The organism is Natrinema sp. LJW11 (assembly GCF_056135975.1).
Genome location: NZ_JBWBDM010000008.1, coordinates 40,025 through 57,879 on the forward strand (window position 1 = coordinate 40,025; position 17,855 = coordinate 57,879).

General features: G+C 65.6%; 16 protein-coding genes and 1 tRNA gene. 7 read left to right on the forward strand and 10 right to left on the reverse strand.

What is annotated here, in order from left to right:
• Positions 1-89: 89 nt before the first annotated feature.
• The 3 genes from AC0QDI_RS19530 (at position 90) to AC0QDI_RS19540 (ending at position 5,233) form a co-directional block, all read left to right on the forward strand.
• Positions 90-1,013: an MBL fold metallo-hydrolase gene (locus AC0QDI_RS19530; protein ID WP_474671007.1), complete on the forward strand. Its 924-nt coding sequence runs from the start codon at positions 90-92 to the stop codon at positions 1,011-1,013.
• 197 nt (positions 1,014-1,210) lie between these two features.
• Positions 1,211-3,157, forward strand: coding sequence for an AMP-dependent synthetase/ligase (locus AC0QDI_RS19535; RefSeq protein WP_474671009.1), 1,947 nt, complete (start codon positions 1,211-1,213; stop codon positions 3,155-3,157).
• A gap of 192 nt (positions 3,158-3,349) precedes the next feature.
• Positions 3,350-5,233, forward strand: coding sequence for a cation:proton antiporter domain-containing protein (locus AC0QDI_RS19540; RefSeq protein WP_474671011.1), 1,884 nt, complete (start codon positions 3,350-3,352; stop codon positions 5,231-5,233).
• Between the two features lie 143 nt (positions 5,234-5,376).
• On the opposite strand, the gene AC0QDI_RS19545 is transcribed toward AC0QDI_RS19540, so the two are convergent.
• Both AC0QDI_RS19545 and AC0QDI_RS19550 read right to left on the reverse strand, forming a co-directional pair.
• Entirely contained in the window at positions 5,377-5,790 is a 414-nt protein-coding gene (locus AC0QDI_RS19545; RefSeq protein ID WP_474671013.1) for an EamA family transporter, read from the reverse strand.
• Between the two features lie 75 nt (positions 5,791-5,865).
• Positions 5,866-6,459 carry a DUF2391 family protein gene (locus AC0QDI_RS19550; protein WP_474671015.1) on the reverse strand — a complete coding sequence of 198 codons (594 nt, stop codon included), beginning with the start codon at positions 6,457-6,459 and terminating at the stop codon, positions 5,866-5,868.
• A 191-nt stretch (positions 6,460-6,650) separates the two neighbouring features.
• Between AC0QDI_RS19550 and AC0QDI_RS19555 the strand changes: the two genes are divergently transcribed.
• Entirely contained in the window at positions 6,651-8,336 is a 1,686-nt protein-coding gene (locus AC0QDI_RS19555) for an aldehyde ferredoxin oxidoreductase family protein (RefSeq protein WP_474671016.1), read from the forward strand.
• 21 nt (positions 8,337-8,357) lie between these two features.
• Here the strand turns inward: AC0QDI_RS19555 and AC0QDI_RS19560 are convergent, their stop codons facing one another.
• The 3 genes from AC0QDI_RS19560 to AC0QDI_RS19570 form a co-directional block, all read right to left on the reverse strand.
• The gene (locus AC0QDI_RS19560; protein ID WP_474671017.1) at positions 8,358-9,116 is read right to left on the reverse strand and encodes a TraB/GumN family protein; all 759 of its coding nucleotides are present in this window, start codon (positions 9,114-9,116) and stop codon (positions 8,358-8,360) included.
• A gap of 92 nt (positions 9,117-9,208) precedes the next feature.
• Positions 9,209-9,526 carry a hypothetical protein gene (locus AC0QDI_RS19565; RefSeq protein ID WP_474671019.1) on the reverse strand — a complete coding sequence of 106 codons (318 nt, stop codon included), beginning with the start codon at positions 9,524-9,526 and terminating at the stop codon, positions 9,209-9,211.
• A gap of 346 nt (positions 9,527-9,872) precedes the next feature.
• Positions 9,873-11,009: a thiolase family protein gene (locus AC0QDI_RS19570; protein ID WP_474671021.1), complete on the reverse strand. Its 1,137-nt coding sequence runs from the start codon at positions 11,007-11,009 to the stop codon at positions 9,873-9,875.
• A gap of 172 nt (positions 11,010-11,181) precedes the next feature.
• Between AC0QDI_RS19570 and AC0QDI_RS19575 the strand changes: the two genes are divergently transcribed.
• From AC0QDI_RS19575 to AC0QDI_RS19585, 3 genes are all read left to right on the forward strand, one after another.
• Positions 11,182-12,099, forward strand: coding sequence for a DUF5806 family protein (locus tag AC0QDI_RS19575; protein ID WP_474671022.1), 918 nt, complete (start codon positions 11,182-11,184; stop codon positions 12,097-12,099).
• Between the two features lie 56 nt (positions 12,100-12,155).
• The gene (locus AC0QDI_RS19580) at positions 12,156-12,587 is read left to right on the forward strand and encodes a hypothetical protein (RefSeq protein WP_474671024.1); all 432 of its coding nucleotides are present in this window, start codon (positions 12,156-12,158) and stop codon (positions 12,585-12,587) included.
• A 92-nt stretch (positions 12,588-12,679) separates the two neighbouring features.
• Positions 12,680-14,152 (forward strand): aldehyde dehydrogenase family protein, encoded by a 1,473-nt coding sequence (locus AC0QDI_RS19585; protein ID WP_474671026.1) that lies wholly within the window; start codon positions 12,680-12,682, stop codon positions 14,150-14,152.
• Positions 14,153-14,167: 15 nt separating this feature from the next.
• Here AC0QDI_RS19585 and AC0QDI_RS19590 read toward each other — a convergent pair whose 3' ends face one another.
• The 5 genes from AC0QDI_RS19590 to AC0QDI_RS19610 form a co-directional block, all read right to left on the reverse strand.
• The gene (locus AC0QDI_RS19590) at positions 14,168-14,422 is read right to left on the reverse strand and encodes a hypothetical protein (protein WP_474671027.1); all 255 of its coding nucleotides are present in this window, start codon (positions 14,420-14,422) and stop codon (positions 14,168-14,170) included.
• A 234-nt stretch (positions 14,423-14,656) separates the two neighbouring features.
• Positions 14,657-15,874, reverse strand: a complete 1,218-nt coding sequence (locus AC0QDI_RS19595) for an RNA-guided endonuclease InsQ/TnpB family protein (RefSeq protein WP_474671028.1) — start codon at positions 15,872-15,874, stop codon at positions 14,657-14,659.
• A gap of 109 nt (positions 15,875-15,983) precedes the next feature.
• A tRNA-Leu gene (locus tag AC0QDI_RS19600) sits at positions 15,984-16,067 on the reverse strand.
• A 396-nt stretch (positions 16,068-16,463) separates the two neighbouring features.
• Positions 16,464-16,805: a ferredoxin gene (locus AC0QDI_RS19605; protein ID WP_474671029.1), complete on the reverse strand. Its 342-nt coding sequence runs from the start codon at positions 16,803-16,805 to the stop codon at positions 16,464-16,466.
• Positions 16,806-16,877: 72 nt separating this feature from the next.
• The gene (locus AC0QDI_RS19610) at positions 16,878-17,834 is read right to left on the reverse strand and encodes an oxidoreductase (RefSeq protein ID WP_474671031.1); all 957 of its coding nucleotides are present in this window, start codon (positions 17,832-17,834) and stop codon (positions 16,878-16,880) included.
• Positions 17,835-17,855: the final 21 nt, after the last annotated feature.

Consider the following 17,855-nt stretch of genomic DNA (forward strand, 5'->3'; position numbering starts at 1 on the left):
GTAATGTCTGTAACGGCTCTCGAGCCGTCGCGTTCGCGCCGGCTGGCCGCGACGCGAGCTTTTATCCCGCGCGATGACGGGCTATCGATATGGAAGTCGGAGACGTCCGCGAAGTCACGACCGGTGACTGTTCGGACCTCTACTATCTCGACACGGGGATGTACGGCACGGACGAGTACGGCGCCGTCTACATCATCGACGACGACGACCGCCCCGCCGTCGTCGACACCGGTATCGGCACCAACTACGACCTGCTCCGCGAAGCCCTCGAGGACGTCGGCATCGCTCGGGACGAACTCGCGGTCATCGCGCTGACCCACATCCACCTCGATCACGCCGGCGGTGCGGGCTTTCTCGCGGCCGACTACCCGAACGCCGACGTCTACGTCCACCCGATCGGGACCGATCACCTGATCGACCCCTCCGGCCTGGTCGCCGGGACGAAACGCGCCGTCGGCGAGCAGTGGTCGCACTACGTCGAACCGAAACCGATCCCCGACGACCGACTCGTCGAAATCGAGGGCGGCGACGTCATCGAGCTCGGAACGCACGAACTGCGCGTTCACGCGGCACCCGGCCACGCGCCCCATCAGGTCGTCTTCGAGGACCCCGCGAACGATGCGGTCTTCGTCGCCGACGCCGCCGGCATCTGGGTCCCGAAGATCGAGGAGATCAGGGAAACGTCGCCGCCCTCGAACTTCGACCTCGAGCAGTGTCTCGACGATATCGAGACGTTGCGAGCGCTCGATCCGGACGTCTTCTGCTACCCCCACTTCGGGCCGCGGTACGTCGGCGACGACGTCGACCGGGCCCTCGAGGAGTACGCGACCGTCCTCGAGGAGTGGGTCGACGCGGTCGCGGACAAACGTCGGGAACTCGCGGACGACGAGGCCGTCATCGAACACTTCGCCGATGCAAGCGAGATGACCGACGTCTGGGGAGCGGAGAAATCGAGCGAGGAGGCGAAACTGAACGCGCGCGGCGTGTTGGGCTATCTCGAGCACCGAGAGTGAGCCCAGACCGGCGACGCGCCGTCACGAGGATCCGGAGCAGTCGTCTCCACAATCAACGTTCAGTTCTTTTCCGTTGAGAGGCCGTTTGATGGCGTCAGCGTGGCGTTTTCGGCGGATCGAACGGAAGCGATAAACCCGCCGACAGATGAAACCCGTTTCATCACGTTTTATCGCACGGGAGCTACTCTCACGCGTATATGAACTGGCGGGACGCCGAACGAGAGTACGAGGACGAGGTCATCGGGGAGACGACGCTCGCCCGGATGTTCGAGGAATCGGCCGAACGGAATTCGAACCGGCCGGCCCAGCAGTACAAGGGTGGGATCTACGAGCGGTCGCTGACGGACTCGGTTCTGCCAGCCGCCACGCCCGGCGAGTTCCGGACCATCTCCTACGCGGAGATGCGCGATATCGTCCGGACGCTTTCGGCCGGCTTCCGGGAGCTGGGCGTCGAAACGGGGGACCGGGTCGGTCTCTTCGCGAACACCCGAATGGAGTGGGCCCAGTGCGATTTCGCGCTGCTGGGTGCCGGCGCGGTCGTCACCACCGTCTACACGAGTTCCTCGCCCGATCAGGTCGAGTACCTGCTCGACGACCCCGACGCCGACGGCGTCGTCGTCGAGAACGAGGAACTGCTCGAGAACGTTCTCGCGGTCGAGGACGAACTCGACCTCGAGTTCATCGTCTCGATGGACGAGATCGACGGCTACGACGACCGCGAGGACATCCTCACACTCGGCGACGTCTACGCCCGCGGCGAGGAGCGTTTCGACCTCGAGGCATACGAGGCGCGAATCGAGGAGACGGAGCCGGACGACCTCGCGAGCCTGATCTACACCAGCGGGACGACGGGCCAGCCCAAGGGGGTCCAGTTGACCCACGGTAACTTCCGGTCGAACGTCAACGGGATCCGGAAGCGCTTCGCGCCGCGCCCGGACAAGGGAGACGACGTCCCGACGCTGGACGAGGAGTCGCTGGCGATGTCGTACCTGCCGCTGGCGCACGTCTTCGAGCGGACGGCCGGTCACTTCGTCCTGTTCGCGAGCGGTGCCTGCGTCGCCTACGCGGAGAGCCCGGACACGCTCCAGGAGGACTTCAGCACCGTCGGCCCGACGACGGCGACGAGCGTGCCCCGCGTCTACGAGAAGATCTACGACGGCATCCGCGAGCAGGCCAGCGAGTCGGGCGCGAAAGAGCGGATCTTCGAGTGGGCCACGGACGTCGGCGTCGAGTACCAACTGGCCGACTCCCCGGGGCCGATCCTGCGAGCCAAACAGGCGCTGGCCGATAAGCTCGTCTTCTCGACGGTTCGCGAGGCGCTTGGCGGCGAGATCGAACTACTCATCAGCGGCGGCGGGAGCCTCTCGCCGGAGCTCTGCCGGCTCTACCACGCGATGGGGCTGCCCATCTACGAGGGGTACGGCCTGACCGAGACCTCGCCGGTCGTCTCGACGAACCCGACGGACGCCGTGAAGATCGGCACGATCGGCGCGCCGCTGGTCAACGTCGACGTGACCGTCGACGAGACCGTCGCCGATCAGGAGGCCTTCGCCGACGACCCCGGCGAGGTCGGCGAGCTCCTCGTGAAGGGGCCGAACGTCACGCAGGGCTACTGGAACAAGCCGGGCGCGACGCAGGGCGCGTTCACGGAGGAGGGATGGTTCCGCACCGGCGACATCATCCACCTGCGGCCGGACGGCTACCTGGAGTTCCGCGACCGAATCAAACAGATCATCGTCCTCTCGACGGGGAAGAACGTCGCGCCCGGCCCGCTCGAGGACGCCTTCGCCGCGAGCGAGGTCGTCGAGCAGGCGATGGTCGTCGGCGACGGCGAGAAGTTCATCGGCGCGTTGCTGGTCCCCAACACGGCGCACGTCCGCGAGTGGGCCGAGAAAGAGGGGATCGACCTGCCCGACGACCCCGACGCGATGTGTGACGACGAGCGGGTCCGTGCACACATTCAGGAGGAGGTCGACCGCGTCAACCGGAACTTCGAGAAACACGAGACGATCAAGCGGTTCGAACTCGTCCCACAGGAGTTCACCGAGGAAAACGACATGCTCACCCCGACGATGAAGAAGAAGCGTCGGGTCATCCTCGAGCGGTTCGAGGACCGCGCGAATCGGATCTACGAGGACGACTGATCGACCCCGGCGCGACGGCGGCCGGTCGTCACCCCTTCGCGGGTCCGATCGAGGTCGACGCCTGGGGACTCGTATCGACCACAGTACGGACATCTCTCACAGGAGTTAACCGCCTGGACTGATTCTACCGAGACGAATGGACGTATCAGCGGTGTTCGACTGTCGATCGGCCCTGCGGCGGCAGCGACGACTATGACCGGGGCAGAAGGCGGCGGCAATCTGCTCCTTCTGGTCGCCTCGATCGTCGGACTCGGCGTCTTCTCGCAGCTCCTCTCGGCCCGATTTCGGGTTCCGAGCGTCCTCTTTCTCATCGTTTCCGGAGTCGCGATCGGACCGGAAGGGCTCGGCGTGTTGACCATCGACTCCTTCGGCGAGAGCGGCCTCTCGACGATCGTCGGGCTCTCGGTCGCCGTCATCGTCTTCGAGGGGGCGTTCCACCTCAAGATCTCCAAGATCAAAGAAGCGCCGACGGCCGTGGTGCGGCTGACCACGGTCGGCGCGGCGATCGCCTTTCTGGGGACCGCCGCCGCGGTCCGCTTCTTCCTCGGGGCCAACTGGGACATCGCCCTGTTGATCGGGGCACTCCTGATCGCGACGGGACCGACGGTCATCACGCCGATTCTGAAGGTCGTTCCCGTCCGGGACCGGGTCGCCGCGACCCTCGAGACGGAGGGGATCGTCAACGACGTGACGGCGGCGATCCTCGCGGTCGTGCTATTCAAGGCGATGACCATCCAGGAACTCCACGCGGACATCTATCTACAACTGTTCGCCGAGCGGCTCGGAACGGGGCTGCTCGTCGGTGTCGTCGTCGCGGCGGCCGTCTGGTCGGTTCTCCAGTACGTCGATCTCTCGCCCGACGACGCGCCGCGGAACGCGCGATTGCTCACGCTCGCGGGAGCGATCATCGCCTTTGGCGCGGCCGATTACATCTTCGCCGAGGCGGGCGTCGCGGCCGCGGCGACGGCCGGGCTGATCCTCGGCAACGCCAACCTTCCGTACGAGGACGATATCGAGGCGTTCAAGGGCGACATTACGCTGCTCGTCCTCTCCTTTGTCTTCATCACGCTCGCGGCGCTGCTCGAGTTCGATCAGCTGCTCGCACTCGGGCTCGGCGGCGTGGCGGTCGTCGCGGTCGTCATGCTGGTTCTGCGGCCGCTCCTGGTCTTCCTCTCGGCACGCGGCGGCCGGTTTACGCTCAGGGAGACGATCTTCATGAGCGCCGTCGGCCCGCGGGGGATCATCCCGGCGTCGGTCGCGACCCTGTTCGCCATCCGACTGCAAACCGAGGCGGCCCCGACGAACCCGGCCGGTGCGGACCTGCTCGTCGGAACCGTCTTCCTCGTCATTCTCGTCACGGTCGTCCTCGAGGGCGGCCTGGCCCGGCAGATCGCGGAGAAACTCGACGTGATACCCATGCGTGTACTCATCATCGGCGGCGGCCGCGTCGGCCGCTCGCTGGCACAACGACTGGAAGCGCGCGGCGAAAACGTGGTCCTGATCGAGGAGGATCCCGCGGCCCTCGAGGACCTTCGCAACGACGGGTTCACCGCCCGTCAGGGCGACGGCACCGACGTCGAGGTGTTACGCGAGGCGGGCGCTGAGAACGCCCGGATCGTCGTCGCGGCGACCGGCGACGACGACGTGAACCTCCTCGTGGCACAACTCGCGAAATCGAACTTCGACGTTCAGACGGTGATCGCCCGGGCGAACAACCCGTCGAACGCGTCGGCGTTCGAGGATCTCGGCGTCGAGACGATCTCGGCGGCCGAATCGACCGCGTGGGCGATCGACAACGTGATCGAACGGCCCGCGCTCTCGAACTGGATGTCCGAACTCGGTCGATCGGGCGACGTTCAGGAGATCGAAATCACCTCGGAGAACCTCATCGGCGAGAAAGTCGTCGACGTCGGGAGCGAACTCCCGAACGGCGTCCTCATCGCGCTCGTGAGTCGGAACGGGACCAACGAAGTTCCGTCCGCCGACGTCGTACTGCAAGAGGGCGATCACATCACGCTCATCGGCCGGACAGAGGCGGTTCGCGAGGCCATCGAGCAGTGCGGGACGCCGGTGTAGTCGCCGCCGAGTCCTCCGTTACGGTCCGCCAATAGAGGTGACATTCGGCCCGCAGTGCGGGGAAACCGCCGTTTTGTCCGAGCACACTCGCTCACGCTCGAGCCCGGTTCCGTCGACTCGAGCCGGCGGCGGTGGCGGCGGGCTCAGGTCGCGACGAGTCCGACGGCGACCACCGCGAGCGCCAGCCCGGCGACGTTCGTCGCCGTGAGCTGTGCGTCGAAGTAGAAGACGCCGACGACCGCCGGGACGACGAAGTAGAGCGCGGCGATCGCCGAGACGATGGCCATGTTTCCGCGGGCGAGCCCGGCGTAGAAGCAGATGGAGGCGGCCGCGAGGAACCCGCCGGAGACGAGCGCGAAGCCGACGTCGACCCGGGTTCCGGTGATCGGCCGACGAAGCGAGAGCACGTACCCGCCGGCGATAACGATACTCGCGACGTAGGAGAGAAACACCGCGTTCACGGGCGAGAGCGATCGGGTCGCGACGCCACCGGCTACCGCCCAGCCGCCGTAGAGGAGCAACGCGGCGAGGGCGAACAGAATTGCCGTACTGACCATGGGTGCGGCTTCTTCGTGATCCCGAAAAACGTTCCGTTCGCGAGGAGCGTCTCCCGTCGCCGCCGCGACCGCAGCTCAGACTTCGTTCGACGGCCGGTGCTCGGCTTCGCCGGGGAGGATGTCGCCCAGCGAGCCGCCGATCGCCATCGCGGTGAAGACGACCGAGACCTGACAGAGGTTCACCCAGGGCTCGTCCCACGACACCCGACCCCACAGCGTCATCAGGCCCGCGGCGGTCGCGAACGCGATCAGCAACACCCAGACGGGCCGGCGCGGAACCAGCCCGAAGTAAGGGTTATGGATCTGGACCTCTCGGAAGTCGGCGACGTAGAGGATGCCGACGACGAGCGCGACCGTGAACGCGAGGTTCACCACCAACAGCGCCGGGTGGGTCGCGAGGAACGCGCCGATGCTCATGATACCGTCCTCGACCAGCATCGGTAACCCGACGATGACGCTGCCCACGAACGCCTCGGCCTTGTCCTTGCGCGTGAACCCGGTGATGACTTTCTCCATCGTCGGGCTGTGGGAGAGCCGGCTGACCAGCCGCATCGTCCGGTGAACCTCCGTTCGTTCGTGGGAGGTGTCGACCGTCTCCTCGAGGGTCTCGAGTTGCTCGTAAATGTCGTCGATGGTCGTCTCCTCGAGTGGCTGATCCGGCCGCGACATGCACGGGACCAGACGCCACGAATAGATAAAGCCAGTCCACCGCCGACGCCGTCGACGCCGACGGTGCCAACGCTGCCGACATCGTCACCGTCGGCACCCCGTCTTCGAACCTCGTTCGAAACCGCTCACAGCGGTCGGACACGCCCGAAAAACCGACACCGTTTTGCGGCCGTGTCGACCAGTATGGTACTATGAAACACGTACGGGGACCGCTGTGCTCGATCGACGTCGGCGAGCGAACGGCCGAAACCGAGGAGATCGACGACGTCCTCGAGTCGGCCATCGGCGGGCGCGCGCTCGGGACGACACTCGCCCACGATCGGATCCCGTTCGACGCCGATCCGCTGGGTTCGGAAAACCGACTGTACTTCGCGACGGGGCCGCTCCAGCACTCGACGATGAGCTTCACCGGCCGAATGTCGGCGACCGGCGTCTCGCCGCTCACTGACGGACTGCTCTCCTCGAACGCGGGTGGATTCCTCTCGCGGAACTTCACCGGGACCGGCTACAGCGCCGTCGAAATCACCGGCGCGAGCGACGACCTCGTGATCGTCCACGTCACCGACGACGGCGTCGAGTTCGAGGCGGTTCCGGAACTCGAGGAGGCGACCGTCCCCGAGACCTGCGAGTACATCGAGGACGAACGCGGCCTCGGGTCGGAGCACACGACGGTCATCGGCCCCGCGGGCGAGAATCGGGTCCGCTACGCGTCGATCATGACCTCCGAGGAGCGGGCCTTCGGCCGCGGCGGCCTCGGTGCCGTCCTCGGCGCGAAGAACGTCAAGGCGATCACCTTCGACGGCGACTCGACCCGCGAGGTCGAGATTCCGCCGCTCCAGATGGAGATCCACGGCGAGGCCGCCCAGGCCGAACACCCCATGAAGGATCAGGGGACCACCTCGGTCGCGGAGTACGCGAACATGGTCGAGGCCCTGCCGAGCTACTACTTCTCCGAACTCTCCTTCGAGGGGATCGACGGGATCAGCGGCGATCGCGTCGAGGAGAAGAAGTACAAGAAAGGCACCTGCTCGTCCTGCGCGTTCGCCTGCAAACTGCCGACGCGAGACGAGGAGTCCGGCCTCGAGACCGAAGGCCCGGAGTACGAGACGCTGATGGCCTTCGGCTCGAACTCGGGCATCGACGACGTCGTCGACCTCATGAAGTCGAACAAGCTCTGCGACGTCTACGGGCTGGACACCATCTCGGCGGGCGACACCGTCGCGGCCTACCTCGCCAGCGAGGACGAGTTCGGCAACGCCGACCTCATCCACGACCTCGTCGAGAAGATCGCCCACCGCGAGGGCGTCGGCGACACGCTCGCGGAGGGCGTCGACCGCATCCACGACGAGCTGGGCGTCGAGAACTGGTCGGTCAAGGGCATGGAGTTCGCCGCCCACGACGGCCGCACGCTGAACGGACAGGGACTCGCTTTCGCCACCTCAAATCGCGGTGCCGACCACATGTACGCCGAGTTCTACCCCTACGAGTACCCGCTCGTCGACGCCGACGACGCCTTCGACAAGGAGGGTCTCGAGGACAAACCGCCGAAGCTCGTCGAACTCGAGAACATCAACGCGATCAAGGACAGCGCCGTCCTCTGCAAGTTCTCGCGGGACTTCATAACCGAGGAGCGCCTCGAGACGCTGCTCGACGCCGACTACGAGGAACTGCTCGCGCTCGGCGGCGAGGTCGTCGCGATGGAACGACACTTCAACAACCAGCGCGGCTTCGACCGGGGCGACGATACCCTGCCCTACGAGATTCCGGACTTCGAGCAGGGGTTGGCCGAGTACTACGACGAACGGGGCTGGAACGACGACGGGACGGTCCCCGACGCGGCGTTCGAGGGCGGCCGCGGCGCGCCGGCCGACGACTGATCGGACCGCCCGGTCGCTTTCTCACCGAATCGGAATTCGCGTCACCGACCGAGCCGGCGTTCTGATCGGAACCGTCGCGGTCGACGCGGCGTCCGCGTCCGCCGACTCGAGTTCCTCGAGCCGCCGGTCGATACCGTTGTGGTGGCCCGCACCGATAACCGCGACGACGTCGTGTCCCTCCCGACGGAGCGCGTGGAGTCGCTCCGCCATAGCGCGGTCGCGCCGGTCGATCAGCACGGTCGCGACCTCGGGGAGGAGCCGCCGGAGGTGGTCGATCGCCGGCTGGACGTCGTCGCCGCTCGTGATCTCCTCGAACGGCAGCGATAGCAGCGTCATCTGATCGGCGTACTCCTCGGGCCCCATCGACTGCATTCGGAGCATCGTTTTCGGGATCGTCAGCGGCCCGAGCCGACGGGAGAGGGCCCGCATGATCTCGCCGATCGGTTCGTCGATGAGCGCGACATCGGTCTCGAGTTCGGCGGCCGTCTCGATCGCCGCTTCCATGTCGGTGTACTCGGGATCGAGGCCGTACAACCGCACGACCGACCGCTGGAGCGCCCGCAGCGCGCTGTAGGCGGCCGCGGTCGGCGGCGGCAGTTCGCCGGTCAGTTCGGCGAGATCCGGGTCGGCGTCTCCCTCGAGGCGGTCGAAACGCGACTCGTCGAGTTCGACGGCGACGAGATCGGGGGCCGTCTCGCGGATCGTTTCTCGGACGCGCCGCCGGTGCGTCGGTGAGAAGTGAACGCTGGGGACGAGGGTGATGGTTCCGTGGTCCGACATCCCGTCTCCGTTCGTCCGCCAGCGGCTTGAATCCACGACCGCCCGAGCACCGACCCCGTCGAATCTGTGGATGCTCGGACGCCCGCCGCCGGTCACTCGTCGCTCTTTTCCTCGCCGTTCTCCGGCGAGAGTCGGTCGTCACCGCGCGAGGGCAGCGGCGTGTCGTCGGCTCTCGAGGGATGGACGTTGAAGTTATGCTCCCGATAGGGGTCACTCTCCGGATCGTAGGAGAGTTCGCTGCGCTCGAACAGGTAGATGAAGAAGCCGATCAGGGGGAGACAGAACGTGATCGCCGCCCACTTTTCCGGCGGCTCGAGGCCGACTCGTCCGGCGTCGTAGTAGGCGACGGCGGTGAGCCCGAGGTGCCACAGGAGCGGGATCCCCACGAGTACCGCCAGCAGCGGGTCCATACGTCAACGGACGCGCTCGAGTTACCTAAATCGCTGGTTGCTAAATCGCCGGTTGCTCGCTCGAGGTGATCGGGTAGTCTGTTTCCCTCGAGAGTTGGCCGTCGCGATAGAATCGAAACGAATGCAACGACGGTGAGCGTTCTGCTATCGTGGCAACACGGAGGGGCCACGCCCTCCCCAGCCGATTCGTTCGGTCATTCTTCCCTCACTCATCCCTCGCACGAGATCGTCCCGCGGTTCGCCGTCAGCGAACCGCGGTCCAGCGCGCGCCACCGCATATGGATCGCCCCCTCTGGCTGTCGCTACGCCGTTTGAAAGAACCGCAAAATCGGATCGACCGGCTGCCTTAGTTGACGTCGAACTCGATCGCCGCACCCTGACCGAAGCCGACGCAGAGCGTCGCCAGCCCGAGGCCGCCGCCGCGCTTCTGGAGTTCGTTGATCAGCGTGACCGGCAGTCGTGCGCCGGAGGCTCCGAGCGGGTGACCGATCGCGATCGCACCGCCGTTGACGTTGAAGATCTCGGGATCGATGCCGAGCTCGTCGCGGGAGTAGATCGACTGGCTCGCGAACGCCTCGTTGAGTTCGACCAGATCGTACTCGTCGATGTCGCGGCCGTTGCGCTCGAGCAGCCCCTTCGTCGCCGGGACCGGACCGATCCCCATCACGGTGGGGTCGACGCCGGCGACGTTGTTCATGCCGACTTCGGCCATGATCTCGAGGTCGTGTTCCTCGGCGAAGGCCTCGCTCGTGACGAGCAGGGCGGACGCGCCGTCGGAGATCTGGGAGGCGTTGCCGGGCGTGACGGAGCCGTCCTCCTTGAAGACGGTCGGCAACTCGGCGAGCTTTTCGGCGGTGGTACCGGGGCGGATCCCCTCGTCTTCCTCGACGGTGCCGTCCTCGGTCTCGATCGGGACGATCTCGTCGTCGAAGCGGCCCGACTCGGTCGCCTCGGTGGCGCGTTGCTGGCTGCGGGCGGCGTACTCGTCCTGTTCCTCGCGGCTGACGCCGTACTCCTCGGCGACCTTCTCGGCGGTCATCCCCATCTGGAGATCACCGAGATCGTACAGTTCGGCCAGCTTGGGGTTGATGCCGTCGAAGCCGCCGCCCATCGGGACGCGGCTCATGCTCTCGACGCCGCCGGCGATGATCGCCTCGCGGTTGCCGGCCGCGACGGCGTCGGAGGCGGAGATGACGGCCTGCATCGAGGAGGCACACCAGCGGTTGATCGTCGTCGCCGGAACGCTCTCGCCGAGCTCCGAGAGCAGGGCGATGACGCGGGCCAGGTTGTTGTCCTGTTCGCCGCGCTGCTGGGCACAGCCCCACATCAGGTCGTCGATCTCCTCGCCGGAGAGGCCGGTTTCGGCCAGAATTTCGTCGATTAGCGGCACCGAGAGCGACTCGCTCCGAACGTCGGCGTACACGCCGTCTTCTTTCCCCTGTGGCGTCCGTACTGCCTTCACGACGACTGGCGTCTGTGACATATACTACCGAATAACCCTCACGGACTTAAATCCGGTCGAACTCCGAGTCATACGCGAGCCGTTTACGGTCGGTAGCGACCGCGAGCCTCGAGAGTCGCGTCGGTACTGCCGTCATCCGACGGCGACTCGCTCGAGAACAACCCTTATCTCGGGTTGCTGGTAATACGCGGGCATGGACGAGGACGGACCGAACGCAGCTCGACTCGAGGCCGACGCGGAATCGGCGGCCGACGCGGAGGGCGACGGCGACGTCGCCGACGCGGATGCCGCTTCCGATGCCGCCGATTCCTCCGACGTTTCTGATGCGGACGCCCCTCTCGACTCGGACGCGTCCGAGTCGGCGGCCGCTTCCGATTCGGATACTGCCCCCGATTCTGCAGCTCCCGCGGAACCGGCCGACGCCGATTCGGCGGGCGATGGCGACGCTGCAGACGGCGACGCTGCAGACGGCGACGCCGCTGAGGACCCCGCTACTGATGACCGCGCTGGCGACGCTCCTGCCGGGGACGACGGTGCGAGCGGCCCCGAGACCGAGCCCGAAGGGACCGGCGGCGGCTCGATGCCGGGCGTTCCGGACCCCGAGCCCCAAGAGCACGACGTTCCGGAAGACGTCAGAAAGTACGCCCGCTTCAAGAAGATGGACGGCGCGCAGTACGAGCGGGTCAACGAGTTCCTGCGGGATCGGACCTACATCACCGCCCGCGAGTGGGCCATCGCCCGCCTCTGTTCGGACTTCCGGACCGAGACCGGCGTCGAGATGACCAAGATCGGCGAGAACCTGCCCGAACTCATCCCCTTCATGACCGACACCTACACCCCCCAGGCGGTCAACCAGGCCCGCTCTTCCTTCGAGGACAAGGTTCGGACCGCCGGGGCGACCTTCCTCTACGGCGCGATGTGCGACTTCTTCACCGCCGAGGAGCTCGATGACGTCATGTACGAGGCGACGGAGGTCGCCAAGTTCCTGCTCGAGGTCGAGGGCGTCGACCTCTCGGTCGAGGACGAACTCGAGGCCGAAGAACGCATCTCGAGCGTGATGCGCGAGGTGCGCGAGGCCAGCGAGGAACTCCGCGAACGGGACGACGAGTAGCTCGCGGGGACGACAGAGAACTATAATATGGCTGTAGCGAATCGGTCGGCACACGAATGAACGGTTCACGTGACGCCGGGGCGGAGTCGGCCGACGAGGGAGGGCTGTCGCCCGCCCTGCTCGGGATCGTCGCCGGCGTCGTCGACGTGGCGGTGTTCGCGTACCTCGGCCTCGAGCTTGTCGACGACCCGGTCTTCGGTGCGTTCGTCGGGCTCGTCCTCGGGATCGGAACGTACCTGTTCCTTCCCGGGGCTATGGCGAGGGATCGCGAACGAGATACCGACGACCTCGAGCCGGTGGCCGTCGGGACCAGAGTCCGGAGCTTCCACCGGACGGCGGCCGGACTCGCGCTCCCGCCCGCGGCGATCATGCTGTTCGCGTGGCGGCTCATCAACGAGACGCTCCTCTTCGGGCTCGTCGGAACGGCGATCATCGCGCTGGCGATCTACGTCCCGCTCGCGGTGTTGCTCCCGCAACGGCTCGCCTGAGACGGATTTCGGTCAGTCAGTTCCGGCATACTCGCGTCCCGTTGCACCTGCGAGTGTGTTACTTTTGCCCATTCGAGGGGTAGCCCTCCCGTATGACTGACCTTCCGCTGACACCCGAGCACGGCTGGGACTCGCTGTACCTCGCGGGCAGCTGGACCGACGCCGGCGAGCGGGACGCGATCTCCGACGAAAATCCCTACACGCGCGAGGAGATCGCGACCGTCCCGGCGGCGACCGCGGACGACGTCGATGCGGCCTACGAGGCCGCGGCCGAAGCACAGGAGTCGTGGGCCCAGCAGCCGCCCCAGGCTCGAGCGGGCGCGATCAACGCCGCGATCGAGTTCGTCGGGGATCACCGCGAGGAGATCGCCGAGTTGCTAGCCGTCGAGTCCGGCAGCGCGCCGGTCAAGTGCGAGGCGGAGATTCAGACCGCCCGCGGAATGATGCAGGAGGCGGCGAGCTATCCCTTCCGGATGAACGGCCAGCACATGGACTCGATTACTCCGGGGAAGGAGAACACGGCCGAGCGGATCCCCGTCGGCGTCGTCGGCGTCATCTCTCCGTGGAACTTCCCGCTCCATCTCTCGATGCGGGCGGTCGCGCCGGCCATCGCGGCCGGGAATTCGGTCGTGCTCAAGCCCGCCTCGAACACCCCCATCACCGGCGGCCTGCTGCTCGCGCGGATCTTCGAGGCCGCCGGCGTGCCGGAGGGCGTCCTGAGCGTCCTCCCGGGTCGCGGGTCGGAGATCGGCGACGCGATCGCCGACCACGAGATTCCGCGCGTCATCGCCTTTACCGGCTCGACCGAGATCGGCCAGCGCGTCGCCGAGAAGGCGGCCGGCAACTGCGCGCTGCCCGCGCTCGAGCTCGGGGGGAACAACGTCCACGTCGTCACCGACGAGGCCGACCTCGAGCGAGCCGTCGACGGCGGCGTCTTCGGCTCCTTCCTCCATCAGGGACAGGTCTGCATCTCGACCAATCGTCACCTCGTCCACGAGTCGCTGTACGACGACTACGTCGACGCGCTGACTGATCGAGCCGCGTCGTTGCCGACCGGCGATCCGACCGCCGACGAGACGATCATCGGCCCGATCATCGACGAGAGCCAGCGCGATCAGATCGTGGACTACGTCGAGGAGTCGGTCGACGAGGGCGCGACCCTCGAGACCGGCGGCGATCACGACGGCCTCGTCGTCGAACCGACCGTGCTCTCGGACGCCGATAACGACATGGCCGCGGCCTGCAACGAACACTTCGGCCCAGTCGCGCCCGTGATCCCCTACTCGAGCGACGAGGAGGCGATCGAACTCGCGAACGACACGATCCACGGCCTGTCGGGCTCGGTCCACAGCGAGGACCTCGAGCAGGCGCGGCGAATCGCCGACGGAATCGACACCGGGATGATCCATATCAACGATCAACCGATCAACGACGAGCCCCACGTCCCCTTCGGCGGGATGAAACAGTCGGGAATGGGACGGTACAACGGCGAGCAGATCCTCGAGGAAGTGACGACGACGAAGTGGATCTCGGTCCAGCACGAGCCCCGCGAGTACCCGTTCTAACCCTCGGAGGGGTGCTCATTCGAAGAGCGCCAGCAGCTGCCCCCAGCTCCAGATCACGAGCCAGACTGCGAGGAGGACGAACAGGAGATACAGCGGCAACGCGTCCACGGCGACTCCGCGAGCGACGACGGCCTCGAGCAGCCCGCGCCGAGCCAGGAGCACACCCACAGCCGCGATCAGCAGCGAGCTGGCGGCGATGGCGACCGCCGTTCGGTTGGTCGCGATTCGCGATCCCTCGCCGTTCCGATCCGCGGTCCGTTGGTCGTTCATCGCTCAGTTACAGAACGTCCCTGCTCTGATGAAACGGTTGTACCTGCGCGTTCTGGTCGGCCGGTGAGTTGGTGGAAACAGACTGAACGTCTAGCGGGCCGGTGTGCCCTCTTACAAGGCTTCGAGCATTGTAGCTGCCGCTCTCGGGATATTCGCGATGTACGAGGGTTGGGATATCAACTGCCTCGCGACACAACCGCGGAGCTTGTCAGTGAACTCGGCCTCTGCCGATAATTAGTCGGACGGGACGAATTCCCGAGTCGACGTCACAGTTCCTGACTTCAGGGCGAGTTGACTATCGCCCGTCCGCCGAGACGACTGTAGGCCCCGACGGACAAACCGCCATCCAACGTTCTTCGCACCAACGTAGTCCGCGTTCGCTGTCGAACCACACGATTCACACTCGAATTCGGACTGAGTAACTCGATTCCCTCTACTCGTGTATCCACACTCTGGGCACCGTCGACTCGTGTCCTCCGGCGATACGAACTCCACAGAGATCCTCTCTTTCTCTGCTTTGTATTCCACGAGATCGACGAGTTGGCGATGCGCCCACTGGTGCAGGTCCTTCACCGGCGGCGTACGCTTACGGATGTGCCTCAGGTTCTCGAATGCAATGTATTCGCAGTCGTGAATGAGTGCTTCCTCGATGATGCGGTTGGCGACTCGGTGGAGGGAGTCACGGACGCAACGTGATTCACGTCCGCTCATCTGTTGGATCGTGCGGTGGGCGGACTGCGTCCCGGTCTGCTGTAGGGAACCACGGATCTTTTCGAATTGCCGGTGTCGATGCCGCAGTTCTCGTCCGGACGCGAAATAGGCTGTCGAAGTGGTGGCGATGTTGACGATACCGAGGTCAACGCCGAGAACTGTCCTGTCCTCGGTGTCATCCTGTTGTTTAATTTTCTTCTCTGGCTTCGGTTTTCGGAAGCCGAGATGAAGGTAGTAGCTATCATCACGCCGCGACAGCGTGGATTCGGTGAGTTCCCAGTCCTTATCATCGAGATACTGATGCTGGTAACCGTCTTCGTCCTCTGGCAGAGCGAGATCACACCGAATGCGGTCATCGACTGTCGTGAGTGATACAGTGCCATCGTCGAACAATGTCATCGTCCGAGTGTCGTACTTTACAGTGTCTGCGGTGAACTCGGGACGGGAGGTTTTGTAGTCCTCATCGAGGTCATCGATTTCTTCGATGCCGGAAAGGGCGGCTGCAGCTTGGTGGGTTGCGAGAATCGCGTGTTGACTCCTGAGGCGTGTCTTCTCACGAACCTCGTCGTAGGCGAGGTCTTGGAGGGATGTTTTTCGTGTTTCACCGGTTCCCCATCCAATTTGACTACTGATGTTGCAGGCTGTCTGCCACTCTTGAATGGTAGCGTCAAGCAGCTGTTGCTGCTCTGAGGTGAGTTTCGGACGGGTGATCGCGGTCCGTCTCAGGTAGTCGTCAGCCACATGTTCAAATATGTCAGCGAGATACTTAATAGTTCTCTGTCATTCCGTCGGACACTGTAATATCGTCAGTACCGCGTCACGGAGAGACGTCTCTCAGTTTGAGTTGGTATGCGAGGGTTGGGATTCGAACCCAAGGACCCCTACGGGAGCGGGTCTTAAGCCCACCGCCGTTGGCCTGCTTGGCTACCCTCGCACAGAAGCGCACTCGAGGATAGCGGCCCACCCGGAATGTGCGTTTCGATGTCCGCGCCAACGAGCCAACGCGCACTCCTCGGAAATGTGCCCCATCTGTTGCCCTCGTGAGCGAACGAAGTGAGCGAGCGGCCGAGGAACCCCCGAAGGGGGTGACGACGGCTTTTGCTGGAGCTTTTGCCAGTGACGCGAGCGAAAGCGCGGCGCACAGCGCCGCGCGGAGACGAACGGGTGAAACCCGTGAGTTCGCGAGCGGAGCGCAGCAAAAGGTCCCGGCGTGATAAGCCCACCGCCGTTGGCCTGCTTGGCTACCCTCGCGCAGAAGTGCACTCGAGCGTTGTCCCGGGTCGGGGATGTGCGTTTCGGTGTGCGCCCGTGAGCCTCCCGTCTCGAGTCCCTACCAGTCGACGCTCAGCGTGCCGTCGCCGTGGGGATCCGGCGCGATCTCCTCGTCGGTCCGGCGGTCGACGACGTGGATGCAGCCGTCGTCTTTCTTCGCCGGACAGACCTCCGCGGCGCGGACGTTGTGCTCTAAGTCATCCTCGCCGAAGAAGTACTCGTCCGGCTGGGCCATGCCCGAGGCGATGGACATCTCCCAGTTGGCGCTGACCTCGGCGCACTTGCCCGCGCCGAAGCACTTGTTGGCCTCGAAGATGATCTTGTAGGGTTTCTCGTCGACCGGCGGCGCGTCGCTGGAACCGACGTCGCTGGCGCGTTGGATGCCGTCGTCGTCGCTCATGTGTACCCGTTCGAGCGAGCCGCCTTTCGCGTTACGGTTGGCACGAGCGACGGGCGGCCGCTGGTTTCCGCGCTACGCCGAGACCGCTTTCTCCGCTTTCGGCTTCGGCAGGTCGTACGTGACGCCGGTCAGCTCTTCCGAGACCCGCCACAACCGACGAGCCGTCTCCTCGTCGTACGATCGATCCGAGGAGGCCTGTCGCTCGGGCGCGCCCCGCATGTTCTGGAAGCCGCCGGGGCCGTAGTACGCGCCGCCCTCGGCGTCGGACGCGGTCGCAGCGTAGAGCGTCGGGAGCGCGCCCATCTCGGCCGACTGCGCGACCACCGTGTTCAGCAGTTTCATCGCCGCCTTCCGAACTCGGCTCCCGCTCTGCTCGGGCCCGCGGTACTGCAGTTGCGTGTTCGCGTAGCCCGGATGCACTGCCATACTCCGTGCATTCATATCCGCGGTGAGGAATCGGCGCTCGAGTTCGTACGCGAACAGGACGTTCGCCAGTTTCGACTGGGCGTAGGCGCTCCACTTGTCGTAAGAGTCCTCGCCCTGGAGATCGTCGAAGTCGATCTCGCCGCTCTCGTGGACCCCGCTCGAGACGGTGACGACCCGCGCGGGTTCCTCGCCGTCGGTCGCCAGGTTCTCGAGCAGCAATCCGGTGAGCGCGAAGTGACCGAGGTGGTTGACGCCGAACTGGGTCTCGAAGCCGTCCTCGGTCTCCGAGCGCGGGATCGCCATGACCCCCGCGTTGTTGATCAGCACGTCGATCGCCTCGTCCTCGAGTCGCTCCGCGAAGGACCGAACGGACTCGAGGTCACCCAGATCGCACTCCTCGACGCGGAGGTCGGCGTCGGGCACGTCCTCGCGGACGTCGTCGGCCGCGTCCTCGCCGCGCTCGGTGCTCCGGCAGGCCATGATCACCGTCGCGCCGTTGCGCGCGAGTTCGCGGGCGGCCTCGAGGCCGATACCGCTGTTCGCGCCCGTGATGACGATCGTTCGGCCGTCCTGATCGGGAACGTCGTCGGCTGTCCAGCTCATAGGCGCTCTATGCCGCCCATG

Excerpts from the sequence above, each read along its gene's own strand:
- AC0QDI_RS19530 (WP_474671007.1), top strand. The coding sequence starts at position 90 with ATGGAAGTCGGAGACGTCCGCGAAGTCACGACCGGTGACTGTTCGGAC.
- AC0QDI_RS19535 (WP_474671009.1), top strand. The coding sequence starts at position 1,211 with ATGAACTGGCGGGACGCCGAACGAGAGTACGAGGACGAGGTCATCGGG.
- AC0QDI_RS19540 (WP_474671011.1), top strand. The coding sequence starts at position 3,350 with ATGACCGGGGCAGAAGGCGGCGGCAATCTGCTCCTTCTGGTCGCCTCG.
- AC0QDI_RS19545 (WP_474671013.1), bottom strand. The coding sequence starts at position 5,790 with ATGGTCAGTACGGCAATTCTGTTCGCCCTCGCCGCGTTGCTCCTCTAC.
- AC0QDI_RS19550 (WP_474671015.1), bottom strand. The coding sequence starts at position 6,459 with ATGTCGCGGCCGGATCAGCCACTCGAGGAGACGACCATCGACGACATT.
- AC0QDI_RS19555 (WP_474671016.1), top strand. The coding sequence starts at position 6,651 with ATGAAACACGTACGGGGACCGCTGTGCTCGATCGACGTCGGCGAGCGA.
- AC0QDI_RS19560 (WP_474671017.1), bottom strand. The coding sequence starts at position 9,116 with ATGTCGGACCACGGAACCATCACCCTCGTCCCCAGCGTTCACTTCTCA.
- AC0QDI_RS19565 (WP_474671019.1), bottom strand. The coding sequence starts at position 9,526 with ATGGACCCGCTGCTGGCGGTACTCGTGGGGATCCCGCTCCTGTGGCAC.
- AC0QDI_RS19570 (WP_474671021.1), bottom strand. The coding sequence starts at position 11,009 with ATGTCACAGACGCCAGTCGTCGTGAAGGCAGTACGGACGCCACAGGGG.
- AC0QDI_RS19575 (WP_474671022.1), top strand. The coding sequence starts at position 11,182 with ATGGACGAGGACGGACCGAACGCAGCTCGACTCGAGGCCGACGCGGAA.
- AC0QDI_RS19580 (WP_474671024.1), top strand. The coding sequence starts at position 12,156 with ATGAACGGTTCACGTGACGCCGGGGCGGAGTCGGCCGACGAGGGAGGG.
- AC0QDI_RS19585 (WP_474671026.1), top strand. The coding sequence starts at position 12,680 with ATGACTGACCTTCCGCTGACACCCGAGCACGGCTGGGACTCGCTGTAC.
- AC0QDI_RS19590 (WP_474671027.1), bottom strand. The coding sequence starts at position 14,422 with ATGAACGACCAACGGACCGCGGATCGGAACGGCGAGGGATCGCGAATC.
- AC0QDI_RS19605 (WP_474671029.1), bottom strand. The coding sequence starts at position 16,805 with ATGAGCGACGACGACGGCATCCAACGCGCCAGCGACGTCGGTTCCAGC.
- AC0QDI_RS19610 (WP_474671031.1), bottom strand. The coding sequence starts at position 17,834 with ATGAGCTGGACAGCCGACGACGTTCCCGATCAGGACGGCCGAACGATC.